At 63.5% G+C, this 14480-nt stretch carries 17 protein-coding genes; 6 read left to right on the plus strand and 11 right to left on the minus strand.

Features of this window, described 5'->3' with window-relative positions; all coding sequences use genetic code 11:
• The first annotated feature begins 68 nt into the window (after positions 1-68).
• The 3 genes from V7M64_RS08090 (at position 69) to lptA (ending at position 1604) form a co-directional block, all read left to right on the plus strand.
• Positions 69-284, plus strand: a complete 216-nt coding sequence (locus V7M64_RS08090) for a hypothetical protein (protein WP_333678421.1) — start codon at positions 69-71, stop codon at positions 282-284.
• 46 nt (positions 285-330) lie between these two features.
• Positions 331-912, plus strand: coding sequence for a DNA-3-methyladenine glycosylase I (locus V7M64_RS08095; RefSeq protein ID WP_333678423.1), 582 nt, complete (start codon positions 331-333; stop codon positions 910-912).
• A gap of 116 nt (positions 913-1028) precedes the next feature.
• Positions 1029-1604: a lipopolysaccharide transport periplasmic protein LptA gene (lptA, locus tag V7M64_RS08100; RefSeq protein ID WP_333678425.1), complete on the plus strand. Its 576-nt coding sequence runs from the start codon at positions 1029-1031 to the stop codon at positions 1602-1604.
• Positions 1605-1925: 321 nt separating this feature from the next.
• Here the strand turns inward: lptA and bioC are convergent, their stop codons facing one another.
• From bioC to V7M64_RS08135, 7 genes are all read right to left on the minus strand, one after another.
• Positions 1926-2807, minus strand: coding sequence for a malonyl-ACP O-methyltransferase BioC (gene bioC, locus V7M64_RS08105; protein WP_333678427.1), 882 nt, complete (start codon positions 2805-2807; stop codon positions 1926-1928).
• Positions 2804-3574, minus strand: a complete 771-nt coding sequence (bioH, locus tag V7M64_RS08110) for a pimeloyl-ACP methyl ester esterase BioH (protein WP_333678429.1) — start codon at positions 3572-3574, stop codon at positions 2804-2806. The genes bioC and bioH overlap by 4 nt, the downstream gene beginning before the upstream one ends.
• Entirely contained in the window at positions 3571-4398 is an 828-nt protein-coding gene (locus V7M64_RS08115; RefSeq protein ID WP_333678431.1) for a sulfurtransferase, read from the minus strand. The genes bioH and V7M64_RS08115 overlap by 4 nt, the downstream gene beginning before the upstream one ends.
• A 27-nt stretch (positions 4399-4425) precedes the next feature.
• Positions 4426-5610 (minus strand): 8-amino-7-oxononanoate synthase, encoded by a 1185-nt coding sequence (gene bioF / locus V7M64_RS08120; protein WP_333678524.1) that lies wholly within the window; start codon positions 5608-5610, stop codon positions 4426-4428.
• Complete coding sequence (gene bioB / locus V7M64_RS08125; RefSeq protein WP_333678433.1) at positions 5597-6640, minus strand: biotin synthase BioB; 1044 nt, start codon at positions 6638-6640, stop codon at positions 5597-5599. The genes bioF and bioB overlap by 14 nt, the downstream gene beginning before the upstream one ends.
• Before the next feature lie 88 nt (positions 6641-6728).
• Positions 6729-7394: a transcriptional regulator gene (locus tag V7M64_RS08130; RefSeq protein WP_333678435.1), complete on the minus strand. Its 666-nt coding sequence runs from the start codon at positions 7392-7394 to the stop codon at positions 6729-6731.
• 3 nt (positions 7395-7397) lie between these two features.
• Positions 7398-8051 carry a hypothetical protein gene (locus tag V7M64_RS08135; protein ID WP_333678437.1) on the minus strand — a complete coding sequence of 218 codons (654 nt, stop codon included), beginning with the start codon at positions 8049-8051 and terminating at the stop codon, positions 7398-7400.
• A 132-nt stretch (positions 8052-8183) separates the two neighbouring features.
• Between V7M64_RS08135 and V7M64_RS08140 the strand changes: the two genes are divergently transcribed.
• Complete coding sequence (locus V7M64_RS08140) at positions 8184-8507, plus strand: hypothetical protein (protein WP_333678439.1); 324 nt, start codon at positions 8184-8186, stop codon at positions 8505-8507.
• Positions 8508-8521: 14 nt separating this feature from the next.
• Positions 8522-9235, plus strand: coding sequence for a ComF family protein (locus tag V7M64_RS08145; protein WP_333678441.1), 714 nt, complete (start codon positions 8522-8524; stop codon positions 9233-9235).
• Between the two features lie 12 nt (positions 9236-9247).
• Here V7M64_RS08145 and ubiA read toward each other — a convergent pair whose 3' ends face one another.
• Positions 9248-10273 carry a 4-hydroxybenzoate octaprenyltransferase gene (gene ubiA / locus V7M64_RS08150; protein WP_333678443.1) on the minus strand — a complete coding sequence of 342 codons (1026 nt, stop codon included), beginning with the start codon at positions 10271-10273 and terminating at the stop codon, positions 9248-9250.
• A gap of 125 nt (positions 10274-10398) precedes the next feature.
• Between ubiA and V7M64_RS08155 the strand changes: the two genes are divergently transcribed.
• Positions 10399-10785, plus strand: coding sequence for a VOC family protein (locus V7M64_RS08155; protein ID WP_333678445.1), 387 nt, complete (start codon positions 10399-10401; stop codon positions 10783-10785).
• Here V7M64_RS08155 and ilvA read toward each other — a convergent pair.
• Genes ilvA through ilvB form a run of 3 tightly spaced genes read right to left on the minus strand, consistent with a single transcriptional unit; the run spans position 10774 to position 14479 of the window.
• The gene (gene ilvA, locus V7M64_RS08160) at positions 10774-12333 is read right to left on the minus strand and encodes a threonine ammonia-lyase, biosynthetic (protein ID WP_333678447.1); all 1560 of its coding nucleotides are present in this window, start codon (positions 12331-12333) and stop codon (positions 10774-10776) included. The genes V7M64_RS08155 and ilvA overlap by 12 nt on opposite strands.
• Entirely contained in the window at positions 12330-12569 is a 240-nt protein-coding gene (gene ilvN, locus V7M64_RS08165) for an acetolactate synthase small subunit (RefSeq protein WP_325370323.1), read from the minus strand. The genes ilvA and ilvN overlap by 4 nt, the downstream gene beginning before the upstream one ends.
• A gap of 41 nt (positions 12570-12610) precedes the next feature.
• Positions 12611-14479, minus strand: a complete 1869-nt coding sequence (ilvB, locus tag V7M64_RS08170) for a biosynthetic-type acetolactate synthase large subunit (protein ID WP_333678454.1) — start codon at positions 14477-14479, stop codon at positions 12611-12613.
• Between the last annotated feature and the right edge of the window lies 1 nt (position 14480).

Genomic DNA, 14480 nt, shown 5'->3' on the forward strand with positions numbered 1-14480 from the left:
CGCCGTTGAGGACGCACCCTCAGTCCTTTAGCCTGGGCGAGGCGATCAGGCGTGTCGCCGTACCCGCCATGCAGCAGATTGGCCAGATCGAACAGCGCGGTGTGCATGGGCACCTACTCAACTGCCCGCTGTGCGCTTCGATCGGCCATTCCGGCTGCTGGTTCTACGGCGGCTACCTCGAAGGCCTGTTGGGTGCGGCGGTGGCGGCCAAGAAGGTGCGCATCAGGCATCTCGGTTGCCGTAGTGCCGGTGCCGCGCAATGCAGTCTGGAAATCGCGCACTGAGTTGGCGGTATCCTGCGCATCCTTGATCAGGATGGAAGGGGATACCGTGGCCACCACGCGACTACGCTGCCATTGGGCCGCCGATGGCGAGCTGATGCAGGCCTACCACGACAGCGAGTGGGGCGTGCCGCTGCACGACGACCGGATGCTGTTCGAGTTCCTGTGCCTGGAGGGTGCGCAGGCCGGTCTGTCATGGCGCACCGTATTGCACAAGCGCGATCACTATCGCCGCGCCTTTCACGGCTTCGACATCGCCCGCGTCGCCGCAATGAATGATCGCGAACTGGAAAAGTTGTTGCTCGATCCAGGCTTGATCCGCAACCGCCTGAAAATCACTTCCGTACGCGACAACGCCAAAACCGCCCTGGACGTGATCGAGGAACACGGCAGCCTGGATGCCTATCTCTGGTCCTTCGTCGACGGCAAGCCGATTCGCAATAGCTGGCACGCCCGTGCCGACGTGCCGGCCAGCACCCCGGTTTCCGACCGGATGAGCAAGTCGCTGAAAAAGCGCGGCTTCCGCTTCGTAGGCACCACCATCTGCTATGCCCTCATGCAGGCGACCGGCATGGTCAACGACCATCTTGTGGAATGCTTCCGGCACCAGGCATGCGCCAGCAAGCGCTGAACGTTCTTGGGCTGGATGAAATCGCAGCACGGCCATGCCAAAACACGCTGGGATTGGCATCGCAGCCTGCCAGATCAATAGAATGTGGCCACAACTGGACCATGGAGTCGTTGCACATGAAGCCGTCCCAAGATTCACGCGTGCGTTGCCGTGGCGGCTCCCTGCTCCGGCTGGGGATGGGGATCACCCTGGTCCTGCCACTGGCGGTCCACGCCAAGACCGGTGACCGCAACCAGCCGATGAATACCTCTCAAGATTCTGTCAACGGCTTCCATGAACCCAACACCATTACCACCCTCACGGGCAACGTGGTGATAACCCAGGGCACCATGAAAGCCAAGGGCGACATTGCGCAGGTTTATCTGGATGGCCAGAGCCAGGTCAGCCGCATCGTCATCAAGGGTCGTCCCGCGCACATCCAGCAGCTGGACGACAACGATCATCTGATGACCGGCGAAGCGCCCACCTTGGATTACGACAACATCAACGGCATCGCAGTGCTGCAGCCGAATGCTGTCGTGACGCAGCAAGGCATGGGCGAAGCGCATGCCGACAAGCTCACCTACAACACCAACACCTCGTATTTCACCGGCACCGGCAACGTGAGCATGACTTATTTGCCCAAGCAGCGGCAGAACGCCAGTGCGGCGCAGCCGGCGTCTGCATCCAGCGCCGTAGCGCCACAGAAATAATCAAGCCGTCGGCCGGGATGCGTTCCCAGCATCCCTAGGGATGCCCTGATCTATTCCATGCATCCGTCACCGCACGGTATGCGCGCCTCGGTTTGCCCCGGCGGTGAAGGCATACTGGTGGTATGTCGAGACGGCGGGGCGAAGCGAGGCGTGCATACCGTGCGGCCCAACCTATTGAATTTTAAAGACGGGGTGACGTCCAGAAGGCCCGCAGGCTGCGCCGCGCGGCTTGAACAGACGCCAGTCTGCCCTGCGCCACGCGACACACCCTGCGGGCCTTCTGGACGTCATGCCGGGTGCATGGAATAGATCAGGGCATCCCTAGCGCCGCCGCGAACCGCGCAGGCTGTCAATCGAGAAACTGGCGATCTCGCCGCCACCTTTCGCACGCCGCGATTGCCCGGGCGCAGGTCCCCAGGCATGCGCCGTCACCACTTCCCAGGTTGCCGGAATGCGGCCATCCACGCGCATCGCTTCATAGGCAGCCAGCATGGCCTGAAAGTGCCGCTTGCCGGTAAGGCCGCGCTCCCGGCCGCGATCGGCGTGAGTGGCGCCGAGGCCCTTCAGTTCGCGCAGCAGTGCTTTGGGCTCGCTATAAGTGAGCGTAAAGCGGTCCACGTCCAGCACCGGATCGCGCAAGCCGGCCGTGATCATCGCGTCGCCCAGGTCGTGCATGTCCAGGAACCGGCTGACGTGCGAATGCTGATCCACCGCGGCCCAGGCGGCGCGCAGCTCGCGCAGCGTGTCGGGACCGAAGGTGGAAAAGAGCAGCATGCCGCCAGGTTTCAGCACGCGCACGCATTCGCCAAACAGCGCCGGTAGATCATCGATCCACTGGAAGCATAGGTTGGAATGCAATACGTCCACACTGTGGTCGGGCAGCGGCAACGCCGTTGCCTCGCTGCACACGCGCACGAAGGGCTTGAGCCAGCTCGCATGCGATTTCGCCGCGCGCAGCATCGGCAATGCTGCATCCAGGGCGATCACTTGCGCCTTGCCATAGCGCTTCTTCAACAGCGCGCTGCCGCGGCCGGTGCCCGCGCCAACGTCGATGACGCGCTCGGGCTGTTGCAGATAGAAGTCCAAACGCTCGAGCAGCAACTGCTGCACTTCACGCTGCAGTACATCGTGCTGCTCGTAGCTGCTGGCAGCATGGCTGAAGTTGGCGCGCACACGCTGAGCGTCGATGTGGAAGTCGCTCATGCGTTCGCCTTCAGCCATGGCCGCAGTATGTGCGCGACGGCATCGGCATGGCTGAGAAAGGGCGCGTGCCCGGCATGCGCGATGACGTGGAATTCGCCCTGGCTGGCTTGCGCGGACCATTCCATCGCCGAAGGATGCACCAGTCGATCGAGGCGCCCGGCACACCACCAACTGCCGCGGGCCAGTTGAGGCAAGCGCGCGCGCAAATCGGTTTCATCCAACACGCGAATGCCCTCCTGCAATACACGCAGATCGGGTTCGCCGCGTGCGAAGACTTCGGCGCGCAATTTGCGCATTTCGGCACGTGGATCGGGACTGCCCATCACTTCCAAGGCGAGGAAGCGCTCGATGGTGGCGTGGTAATCGGTTTCCAGGTCCATGGCGAGCTGGCGCACCAGCGCGGGATCGCGTCCCTGCGGCCAGTTATCGCCGCTCACGAAGCGCGGCGTGGCGCACAACATGGCAAGGCCGCGCACGTGCTGCGGAAAATCCAGCGCTGCCTGCAAGGCGATCAAGCCGCCGAGCGACCAGCCCAGCCAGATCGCCGAAGGCGTGGCATCGGCGATCGCGCGCGCACAGGCATGCGGTTCCAGTGGCAACCCGCAATCGCGGGAAAGGCCGTGGCCGGGCAAGTCGACCAAGTACATCGTGCAATGTTCGCGCAGCGCATCCACCAGCGGATTGAAAATGCCGCCATGCATGGCCCAGCCGTGCAGCATGACCAGCGGAACCGGGCCGCTGCCTCGGGTTTCGATGTAGAGGCTCATGCGTGGGGCTCGTCACTCCGGCGAAGGCCGGGGTCCAGAGACTTGTTTGACTCCTCAAGGCGCTGGGCCCCGGCCTTGGCCGGGCCGACGGCGCTCTCGGCAGGACTCAGGGCCTTATCCACCGCTCCACGCTCGTCAAACACAAAGCAGTCGCCACGCCAGTGCGCGCCGCCCGTTTCCTCGAAGTACTTCAGAACGCCGCCTTCCAGCTGAAACACGCGCTCCATGCCAATGTCCTGCATATACAGCGCGAACTTCTCGCAGCGAATGCCGCCCGTGCAGTACGACACGATGGTTTTTTCCGCGTAGCGAGCATGATCGCCTGCCACGGCGGAAGGCAGTTCGGTAAAGCTTGCAATGCGATAGTCGACCGCCTGCGGAAACAGGCCCACATCGGTTTCATATGCGTTGCGCGTGTCCAGCAACACTATGTCGCGGCCTTCGTCATCGCATCCTTGATCCAGCCAGCGCTTGAGGGTGGCTGCAGCTATCGCCGGTGCGCGACCACCTTCGGGTCGAATGGTCGGGTGGCGCAGGGTGATGATTTCCTTCTTAAGCCGCACGCGCATGCGTTTGAACGGCACCTCGTCGGAAAGAGATTCCTTGGCCTTCATGCCGGCAAAGCGGGAGTCCTCGCGTAGCCAGTTCATGAAGGTATCCACCGCTTCGCGCGGCCCGGCGAGAAACAGGTTGATGCCTTCCGGCGCCAGCAAAATCGTGCCCTTCAAGGCCTGCGCGTGACATTGCGCAAGCATGCGCTCGCGCAGCGCGGGCAGATCGTCCAGGCTGACGAAGCGATAGGCGGAGATATTCAGGATCGACATGGCGGTGGCTAAACGTGCGGGGCGCAATTATACCGGGGCACCCGCGAGCCGAAGGCGCGCCAAGGCTTCCAGCAGGCGATCCACATGCGCTTCCTCATGGGCGGCAGACAAGGTAATGCGCAGGCGCGCCTGGCCTTGCGGCACCGTGGGTGGGCGGATCGCCACCACCAGCAGGCCGTTTGCTTCCAAGGCACGCGAGGCTTCCAGCGTGCGTTGCGCGTCCCCCAGCAGCAATGGCTGGATCGCCGTGCGCGACGGCATCAATGGCAGGCCGAGTTGTTCCGCGCCATGCCGGAAACGCTGGATCAATGCATTGAGCTTTTGCCGGCGCCAGCTTTCCGTACGTGCAAGGCTGACGGCGCAACATGTCGCCGCTGCCAGTGCAGGCGGCATGGCGGTGGTGTAGATGTACGTGCGCGCGAATTGGATCAGGCCGTCGATCAATGCCGTTGGCCCGGCGACGAAGGCGCCGCTGCATCCCACGGCCTTGCCCAGCGTTGCCATCAACACCGGCACGTCTCGCTCGCTGAGCCCTGCTTCGGCCACGCTGCCAGCGCCATCGTTGCCGAGCACGCCCAGGCCGTGTGCGTCATCCACCATCAGCGTTGCGCTTTCGCGCGCGCATAAGGCGGCGAGTTCGTGCAACGGCGCGACGTCGCCGTCCATGCTGAAGACGCCATCGGTGGCCAGCAAGGCGCAAGCCTCTTCATTGCTTTGCAGCTGGCGCGTTGCAGCTTCGACGTCGGCATGCGGATAGCGCTTCAACATGGCGCCCGCCAGTTGCGCGCCGTCAAGCAGGCAGGCGTGATTGAGCTTGTCCTGCACACATAGCTCGCCCCGCTGCAGCAACGCCTGGATCACGCCGAGATTGGCCATGTAGCCGGCGGAAAACAGCAGTGCACGTTCGCGGCCGGTCCATTCGGCCAGCATTTCTTCCAATTCGGCATGCTCACGCCGGTGTCCGCAGATGAGGTGCGCGGAACCGCTGCCGACTCCGCTCTCATCAGCGGCCTGCTTCCAGGCGGCGATCAGGCGCGAATCCTGGGCCAAGCCCAGATAGTCGTTGGTGCAGAAAGCCAGCAGGCGCCGCCCGTGGCTTTCCACGAAAGGCCCTTCGGCGCGTGTGATGGTGCGCAGGCGACGCTGCAATTGCGCCTGCCCACGTTCAGCCGTTTGGACGGCTAATCGCTTGAGCAGATCAGGCCGCGGCACTGCAGCCACAGCCGTGCCCGCAGCCTGCTGATTCTGTTTCAAGAATGCCGGCGTGCACGGTGTCGGTATCTTCCGTTACTTCCAATGCATGCAGGTCGAGTCGCCGGAACAGTGCGCGATCGTGCTCCACATCCGGATTGCCGGTGGTCAGCAGCTTTTCGCCATAGAAAATCGAGTTGGCGCCGGCGAAGAAACACAGCGCCTGCACGGCATCGTCCATCTGCTGGCGGCCGGCGGAGAGCCGCACCATCGATGCCGGCATCAGGATGCGCGCCACGGCGATCGTGCGCACGAACTCGAACGGGTCCAGGGCCTCGGTGCCATGCAAGGGTGTGCCCGGCACTTGCACCAGCTGGTTGATCGGCACTGATTGCGGATGCTCCGGCAGCGTGGCCAGCGTCTGCAGCAGGCCGGCGCGCTGTTCGCGCGTTTCACCCATGCCGACGATGCCGCCGCAGCAGGTTTTCAGGCCAACCTGGCGCACGTGTTCCAACGTATCCAGGCGATCCTGGTATTGGCGCGTATGGATGATCTCGCCGTAGAACTCCGGCGCCGTGTCGAGATTGTGGTTGTAGTAATCCAGGCCGGCCTGCTTCAGCGTCTTCGCCTGTTCGCCGTTGAGCATGCCCAGCGTGGCGCAGGTCTCAAGGCCCAGCGCCTTGACGGCCGAAACAATTTCGGCCACCTGGGCCACGTCGCGATCTTTCGGGCTGCGCCACGCCGCGCCCATGCAGAAGCGGCTCGCACCGGCGTTCTTGGCGGCCTGCGCGCGGGCAACCACGGCGTCTACCGACATCAGTTTTTCCGCCTTCACGCCGGTGTGGTAGCGCGCTGCTTGGGGGCAATAACCGCAATCCTCCGGGCAACCGCCGGTCTTGATCGACAGCAGGGTCGAGACCTGCACCGCGTTCGGATCGTGATGCTCGCGATGCACGCTGTGCGCCCGATGCAGCAGCTCATTGAAAGGCAAGGCGAACAGGGCGGCGACTTCGTCGCGGGTCCAGTCGTGGCGAAGAGCGGCTGCAGTCATGGGAGGCTCCGGTAAACCGGCGCACAGTGTGGGAGCCGGCCGGAGTGCTGTCAACTCGATCTGCTGGCGAATGGTTGACGGGGCGCCATCATTCCTTCGTGCCGCTTTCCTTAACCCTGGACAGCAGTGCGCCCAGCCGGAAGCGGCACACGTGCCCGCCGCGCACGATGCATTCCATGTGGTGGATACGCCGGCCGCTGGCGGCTTCCATGTAGGCGAGATCGAATTTGCATACCTGCGGATACTGCTTGGCCAGTGCATGGAACACGCAATTGAATGCTTCGATCTGCCATTCCGCGCCATGGCGCGCGGCAGTTGCTTCATAACCGAGCATGTCGAGTTTCTGCGCAATGCCGTGCACCACTTCTTCGGGCGGCGTATCAGGCAAAGGGGCGATTTCGTGACTGCCAAGGTGCCGGCCGAGTTCGCGCAACATGTTTTCCATGGCGTCGTCGCCGAGCTGTGCATGCAGTTGCGCCAGCAACGCTGTGGCGATGACGCCGTAATGGCGCGGGAATAGCGCATGCCCTTCCGCGGTAAGTCGATAGCACGCTGTTGGCCGTCCGCCGCTGGGTTTCGATTGCGTCCGTTCTACGTACCGGCGCGCGATCAAGGCGCTCAGGTGCTGACGCACGGCGTTGTGGCTGATGCGCAGTTGCGCGCACAGCGATTCCACCGTACCGCCCTCGTTCGCCATCAGCAGCTGCCGCAACAGGCGCTGCTGCGTGGTTCCGAGTTGCCTGAGCGCCACCATCGTTCAGTGCGCCTTGTCGGGGAATTGCTTGGCGATGCCGCTGGCGAATGCATCGGCGATGGTGTTCATATGTGCCTGCATTTCGGTCCAGGTGGCCTGCTCGCCCTTGCTATCGCCGCTCATGATTTGCTTGATCTGCGCAGCGTGCTCCGCCACATGGGTCGCGAACAGGCTCCGCAAGGCGCTTTCCGGCAAGTTGGGGTTGGCGCTGGAAAAGAATTTGGCAATCGCGGTGACATTCGTATCGAGATCGGCCATGGCTTTCTGTTCGCCAGCGGTATCGCCGGCTGCGCTGGCGTCGGTGAGCGCCTTGACGCCGCCCCAGTGACCGGCGAGCAACTTCAGCGTCTGGTCGCCGGCCGGCTTGCCATAAAAGCTGCCTACCGCGTCCGCGATCTGTTTGGCATTGGCGACCACCGCCTTAGCTGCTGCCTCGGCTTTGGCGCCATCACGGGCATGCACGGCGAAAGCATATTCGCGCGTATGCACGATGTGCCCATGCCACAGCGTACGCATGGCCGCATGCAGTTTTGGCGCCGTGGCTGGCGTGCTCTGCGAGGTTTGCGCCATGTCGTGCGGGGACGGGGCGGCCTGTGCGAATCCAACCGCCGCCAAGGTCGTGCCGGCAAGTACGAACAGCAGGTTTCGAATCTTCATGAGGTGTCTCCGTGACGTCGCTCGATGCGACTCGGGACAGTCTGGATGCCTCCTATTTTCACGCAAGATATCTATGTGTAAAGACCGTGTACCAACGACTTTTCAGTCCAGGAAGCGAGCCGCGAAGGCGGCATGGAAATATCCGGCAAGCCCCTGGCCGGGGGACGAGAGGCCAAGCGCCCGCAACATTTCCAGAACGCCGCCCATGCCTCTAACATCGGCGAACCGTCCATCGAAGGAGTCGTCATGAGCGCAGCAGGTCAGGGCAGTGCCGGGAATGTCATCGCCGCCGTCTGCAGCTTGTTCATCCCAGGACTGGGTCAACTGGTGCAGGGGCGCTTCCTGAAAGCGGTGCTGATGTTCGTGCTGGCCGGCGTGCTCTGGATCTTCTGGATGGGCTGGATCATCCATCTCTGGTCAATTCTCGACGCGGCGATGTTCAAGCCGACCAATTGATTGAGGCCCAGCGCATGGATGCGCCACTCCGCTGGCTTTCCCATCTTCACCGCTGGCTGCTGCCATGGCGCTGCCTGCTGTGCGGAGACGCCGGCGCCCTTGGCATGGACCTGTGCGCCGACTGCGCAGCGGAGCTGCCGCGCAATACCCAATGCTGCCAACGTTGCGCACTGCCGTTGCCGATGTCGGCGCCGCTGTGCGGACGTTGCCAGCAGAAAGCGCCACCGTGGGACGCCGCGTGGGCGCCCTTCCGTTATGCATGGCCGCTGGACCGGTTGGAAACGCGCTTCAAGTTCAGCCGGGATCTCGCCGCCGGACGCGTGCTGGCGACGCTATGGCAGCGTGAAACCTTCCCGGCCGGCGTCCCGCAGATGATCATCCCGGTACCGCTGCATGGCCGCCGCTTGCGCCAGCGTGGCTATAACCAGGCACTAGAGCTTGCAAGGCCGCTTGCGAGCACTCTCGACATTCCTTGCCGGCACGATGTCCTGCTGCGCGCACGTCATACCAACGCGCAAACCGGACTGGATGCGGTTGAGCGCCGCCGCAATCTGCGGGGCGCTTTCGTACTGCGCAACGGCGTGGCGCTGCCAACGCATGTCGTTGTACTCGATGACGTATTCACCACGGGTGCCACGCTTGCCGAATGTGTGCGTACGCTCAAACGCGCAGGAATAGAACGCGTGGATGCATGGGCGCTTGCGCGTGCGCCTGTTCCCGGCCGCTGAATCCGACGCTTCCTAGCGGATGGCCAAAGCGAGCGCTATGCCAATCCAAAAAGTAAGTCCGACCCAATTGTTATGCCGAAACGCCGCAAAGCAGGCCTCGCGTTCGCGGTTGCGGATCAGCCATTGTTGCCATGCGAACAAACCTGCGACGGCGGCGACGCCCAACCAATACGGCCAGCCCAGATGCGCCCGCGTACCGATCATTGCCAGCGCCACCGTCAGCGTGCCCATCAGCACGCCGATGATCAGCCGGTCCGCATCGCCGAACAGAATCGCCGTGGAACGCGCACCGACCTTGAGGTCGTCCTCGCGATCAACCATCGCGTACTCCGTGTCGTAGATCACCGACCACAGGATATTGGCGATGAACAGCAGCCAGCCGACGGGCGGCACCGTGTTCTGCACGGCGGCGAACGACATCGGTATGGACCAACCGAACGCCGCACCCAGCACTACCTGCGGCAGGTCGGTATAGCGCTTGGTGAAAGGGTAGAGCGCAGCCAATGCCGCGCCGATGAAAGAAAGCTTGATGGTCAGCGCATTGGTCATCAGCACCAGCAGGAAAGCGAAGACCAGCAGGCTGGCAAATACGATCAGCGCCTCGCGAGGGGTCACCCGCCCGGCAGCGATCGGTCTGCCTGCCGTACGCGCCACCTGCGGATCCAGATGTCGATCGGCGTAGTCATTGATGGCACAGCCGGCCGCACGCATGGCGAAGACCCCGAGCGTAAAGATGACCAGCGGTTTCCATGGCGGGAAATCACCGGCAGCCAGCCACAGCGCCCACCAGGTCGGCCACAGCAACAACAGGGCGCCGATAGGGCGATCCATGCGGGTGAGCACGAGGATGTCGTGCGCCTTCTGGCGCTGCTGGTCGGGAAGTTTCTGCAGTAACCAGTCCAATACACGCGCGGCACGGGTGGAGCTGTCGGCCGGGCGTGCGGGCTGCACCCGCTGGGTCGTGACGGCAGCGCGTGCGCGATGCGGCGCGGGGTTGGGAGACGTGCGCCGGGGGCGCTTGCGGGAAGTCGGTGCCATGCCCTCAAGTGTAGCGTGCGCGAATGACGCCCTCTTCCCCCGGCATCCGTTATGCACTGGTAGTAAAGTGTTCGCCCCATGGGGGGCCGGTCCAAGGGACCTAACGGCATCGGGGCGGGACATTCATGGGTACAAACATCGGTCACATTGCCCTTATCGTGCGCGATCCTGCGCGCACGGCGGAGCTGTTCGCCGGTGTGCTCGGTGCACAGATTGTCGCCGATTGTCCCGACGGCGGCGGCCATCCGCAGACCTTTGCAAAGTTCGGAGGCGTATGGTTTCTGCTGCGACAGGGCGAAGGGCCGCCATGCCGCAACGGCGACCATATTGCGTTCGAAGTCAGCCGCGGCCAGCTACGGGATTGCGCCGATAAACTGGCCATCTTCGAGGTCGAGCATTTCATGGCGCGTGAAGACACCGCGCTCTACTTCACCGATTACGACAACCACGTGTTCGAACTGGACGCCAGTGGTTCCATGGACGAAGCGCTCAGTGGCTTTCTACGCGCATAGCAGCAGGCGATAGGCAGGGTTGTCGCTTTCGTCCACATACGGATAGCCCAGCGTTGCCAGAAAGTCCTGCAGCAAGGCCAGCTCGCTCGGCGGGACCTGGATGCCGACCAGGATGCGCCCGTAATCAGCACCGTGGTTGCGATAGTGGAACAGGCTGATGTTCCAATCCGGATGCATGCTATCGAGAAAGCGTGCCAGCGCGCCCGGGCGTTCCGGAAAGTCGAAACGATAAAGCCGCTCGTCGCGTGCGAGCGGCGAACGGCCGCCGATCATGTGGCGCAGATGCAGCTTTGCCAGTTCGTCGTCGGTGAGGTCGAGCACGCCGAAGTCGTTGGCGCGAAACGCCTGGGCCAGCGCTTCGCGCTCGCCGCGTTTGGCCGTCTGGATGCCAACGAAGATATGCGCGGCGTCGGCGTCGCTGATGCGATAGTTGAATTCGGTGATCGAATGCTGCCCCAATGCGGCGCAAAAGCGGCGGAAGCTGCCGCGCTGCTCGGGGATGGTCACCGCAAACACCGCTTCGCGCTGTTCGCCGACCTCGGCGCGTTCGGCGACGAAGCGCAGGCGATCGAAATTCATATTGGCGCCGGAAACCACGGCTATCAACGAACCTTCGCAGGAGCCGTGCGTGGCGACATATTGCTTCAAGCCGGCCAGCGCGAGCGCACCGGAAGGCTCGGGAATGCTGCGCGTATCTTGATAGATGTCGCGGATCGCAGCGCAGATGGCATCGGTATCCACGCGCAGCACGTCGTCGAGATATTGCTGGCACAGCGAGAAAGTCAGGCTTCCTACCTGCTTGACCGCCGTGCCGTCGGCGAACAAACCCACGTCGTCCAGCGACACGCGTTCGCCGGCTTGGAGTGCACGCGCCATCGAGTCGGCGTCGCTGGCCTGCACGCCGATGACTCGTACATCCGGGCGCCGCGCCTTGATGACCGCCGCCATGCCTGCCGCCAAGCCGCCGCCGCCGATCGGCACGAACACGGCGTGCAATGGCCCATCGTGTTGGTCCAGCAATTCCAGCGCGATCGTGGCCTGGCCGGCGATCACGTCCAGGTCGTCGAACGGATGCACGAAGGTGGCGCCGCGTTCCCCGCACAACCGCTGCGCGTGGGCCTGCGCATCGCTGTAGGAATCGCCATGCAAGACGATTTCTGCATATGCGCCGCCGAAGCGTCGTACCGCATCGACTTTGACCTGCGGTGCGGTGACCGGCATGACGATCGCGGCATGGATCTTCAGGCGCGAGGCCGCCAGCGCCACACCTTGCGCATGATTGCCGGCGGATGCGGCGACCACGCCACGCGCACGTTCTGCCGTATCAAGTTGCGCCATGCGGTTATATGCACCACGCAGCTTGAACGAAAACACCGGCTGCTGGTCTTCGCGCTTGAGCAGCACGTCCGCGTTCAATCGCGCCGACAGCAGCGAGGCACGCTCCAGCGACGTGTGCTGCGCCACTTCGTACACGCGCGCCACTTCGGCACGCCGCAAGACGGCGGCGGCAGTCGGTGCCGATCCTTTGTCCGCCAGCTGTGCGTTCATGCGTGGGTGGCGTGTTGTACCTGCAAGACGTCAACCAGTTTGCGCGTCTGTTGCAGTATCTGGGACAGCGCGGCATCGTCGCCGCGCACCGTTAGCATCAGGTGCGATACCGCCGGATCGGCCGTGGGGGCGACGGTCAGCGTGTCGATGTTATGTCCGCGTGCGGCAAACAGGCCTGCGACGCGCACCAGCGCGCCGGCTTCGTTCTGCAAAAGGATGGAAAGCGTGTGTTGCATGACCTGTTCCTGGGTAGCGGTATATCGCGGGTGGGGTGAACTCAAAATGCGTCAGGGGCTGCGACTTCGCCCGTATGGGCCACCTGGCGGGCGGGGATGAAATCGCCGGTGATCATTTGCGAGTAATTGGCGCCGGGGCCGACCATCGGGTACACGCCGGCATCCGGATCGATCATCACTTCCAGGAACGCCGGGCCCTCGAATGCCAGGAACTCGGCGATGGTGGCGGCCATGTCTTCGCGGCGGTCCAGGCGGCGCGCCCAGCCGAAACCGTCGGCTTCGGCGGCGCGCACGAAATCCTTGCGATGCAGGCTCTTGTCGGAAGAGGCAAAGCGTCCCTTGAAGAACAGTTTCTGCCACTGCCGCACCATGCCGTCGCCGACGTTGTTGAGCACCAGCACCTTTACCGGCAACCCATAGGTGGTGACGGTTTCCAGCTCGCCCAGGTTCATGCGGATGCTGGCGTCGCCGTCCACGTCGATTACCAAGGCATCGCGCCGCGCGAATTGCGCGCCGACGGCGGCAGGCAAGCCAAAACCCATCGTGCCCATCGAGCCGGAAGTGAGCCAGTGCCGAGGATCGCGGAATTGCAGATACTGCGCGGCCCACATCTGATGCTGGCCGACGCCCGTGCTGATGATGGCGCGGCCCTGCGTGTGCCGGTTGATTTCTTCCAGTACCGCGTACGGTTGAATCAGAGCGCTGTCACGATCGTAGTTCATCGCGTGCTCGCGTTTCAGCGCCGCGATGTGGGCGTGCCAATCGGCCAATGCCGGCTGATGACCATGCGCCTCGCCATATTGCGTAAGCCGCTGCAGCGCGCGATCCAACGGGCCGACGTGATGCCAATCGGCGGGCTTCACCTTGTTGATCTCGGCCGGATCGATGTCGATATGCGCAATGAATTTCGCCTTCGGCGCGAATTGCGATGGTACGCCGGCAACGCGGTCATCGAATCGCGCACCCAATGCAAACAGAAAATCGCAGTCTTCCACCGCGTAGTTCGCATACGCAGTCCCGTGCATGCCCAGCATGTGCAGCGCCAGCGGATGCGTGGTATCGACACTGCCGATGCCCATCAGGGTGGTGGTGACGGGAAGCGCAAACGCATCGGCAAAATGGCGCAGCAAAGCGGATGCGCCACTGGCAATGACACCGCCGCCGGCGTAGATCAGCGGACGCTTGGCCTGCAGCAACGCCTGGAAAAATGTCGCGCAGTCGGCATCGCTCAGCGTGGCCTGCTCGATGGCGCGCAAGCGCGCGCGATAACCGGGTAACGGCAATTCTTCCTTGCCGTCGAACACGACCGTGGTGTTCTGCACGTCCTTGGGCACGTCCACGACGACCGGCCCGGGCCGGCCGCTGCGTGCGATGGTGAAGGCGGTACGCAGGGTGGCTTCCAGCTTGTCCGCTTCGGTCACCAGGAACACGTGCTTGGCGCAGGAACTCATGATGTTGCTGACCGGCGCTTCCTGGAACGCATCGCTGCCGATCGCTTGCGTCGCCACCTGGCCGCAGATCACCACCATCGGAATCGAATCGGCGGTGCAATCGCGCACCGGCGTCACCGTGTTGGTGGCGCCAGGCCCAGACGTGACGATCGCCACGCCCACCTTGCCCGATGCACGGGCGAAGCCGGCCGCCATAAAACCCGCGCCTTGCTCGTTGGCCGGTACGATCAGCGGCATCGGCTCGCTGCCATCCGCACGCAAATGCTCGGCGTTGTGACGGAACACGGCGTCGTAAACGGGCAGGATCGCCCCGCCGGAATACCCAAACAATACCTCGACGCCTTCATCCGCCAACACTTGTACGACGACATCCGCACCGCTCATGGCAGTACCTGCCAGCGGATGGCGCGCGATGGCCGGTTCGGCCTCGGCGGCGGGTGTAGGTTTCAGCAGTGGCATG

It is taken from the genome of Dyella sp., assembly GCF_036746095.1.
Classification (GTDB): domain Bacteria; phylum Pseudomonadota; class Gammaproteobacteria; order Xanthomonadales; family Rhodanobacteraceae; genus Dyella_B.

Coding starts and splice junctions, on each gene's coding strand:
- V7M64_RS08090 (WP_333678421.1), top strand. CDS start 69: ATGCAGCAGATTGGCCAGATCGAACAGCGCGGTGTGCATGGGCACCTA.
- lptA (WP_333678425.1), top strand. CDS start 1,029: ATGAAGCCGTCCCAAGATTCACGCGTGCGTTGCCGTGGCGGCTCCCTG.
- bioC (WP_333678427.1), bottom strand. CDS start 2,807: ATGAGCGACTTCCACATCGACGCTCAGCGTGTGCGCGCCAACTTCAGC.
- bioH (WP_333678429.1), bottom strand. CDS start 3,574: ATGAGCCTCTACATCGAAACCCGAGGCAGCGGCCCGGTTCCGCTGGTC.
- V7M64_RS08115 (WP_333678431.1), bottom strand. CDS start 4,398: ATGTCGATCCTGAATATCTCCGCCTATCGCTTCGTCAGCCTGGACGAT.
- bioB (WP_333678433.1), bottom strand. CDS start 6,640: ATGACTGCAGCCGCTCTTCGCCACGACTGGACCCGCGACGAAGTCGCC.
- V7M64_RS08130 (WP_333678435.1), bottom strand. CDS start 7,394: ATGGTGGCGCTCAGGCAACTCGGAACCACGCAGCAGCGCCTGTTGCGG.
- V7M64_RS08135 (WP_333678437.1), bottom strand. CDS start 8,051: ATGAAGATTCGAAACCTGCTGTTCGTACTTGCCGGCACGACCTTGGCG.
- V7M64_RS08140 (WP_333678439.1), top strand. CDS start 8,184: ATGGAAATATCCGGCAAGCCCCTGGCCGGGGGACGAGAGGCCAAGCGC.
- V7M64_RS08145 (WP_333678441.1), top strand. CDS start 8,522: ATGGATGCGCCACTCCGCTGGCTTTCCCATCTTCACCGCTGGCTGCTG.
- ubiA (WP_333678443.1), bottom strand. CDS start 10,273: ATGGCACCGACTTCCCGCAAGCGCCCCCGGCGCACGTCTCCCAACCCC.
- V7M64_RS08155 (WP_333678445.1), top strand. CDS start 10,399: ATGGGTACAAACATCGGTCACATTGCCCTTATCGTGCGCGATCCTGCG.
- ilvA (WP_333678447.1), bottom strand. CDS start 12,333: ATGAACGCACAGCTGGCGGACAAAGGATCGGCACCGACTGCCGCCGCC.
- ilvN (WP_325370323.1), bottom strand. CDS start 12,569: ATGCAACACACGCTTTCCATCCTTTTGCAGAACGAAGCCGGCGCGCTG.
- ilvB (WP_333678454.1), bottom strand. CDS start 14,479: ATGCCACTGCTGAAACCTACACCCGCCGCCGAGGCCGAACCGGCCATC.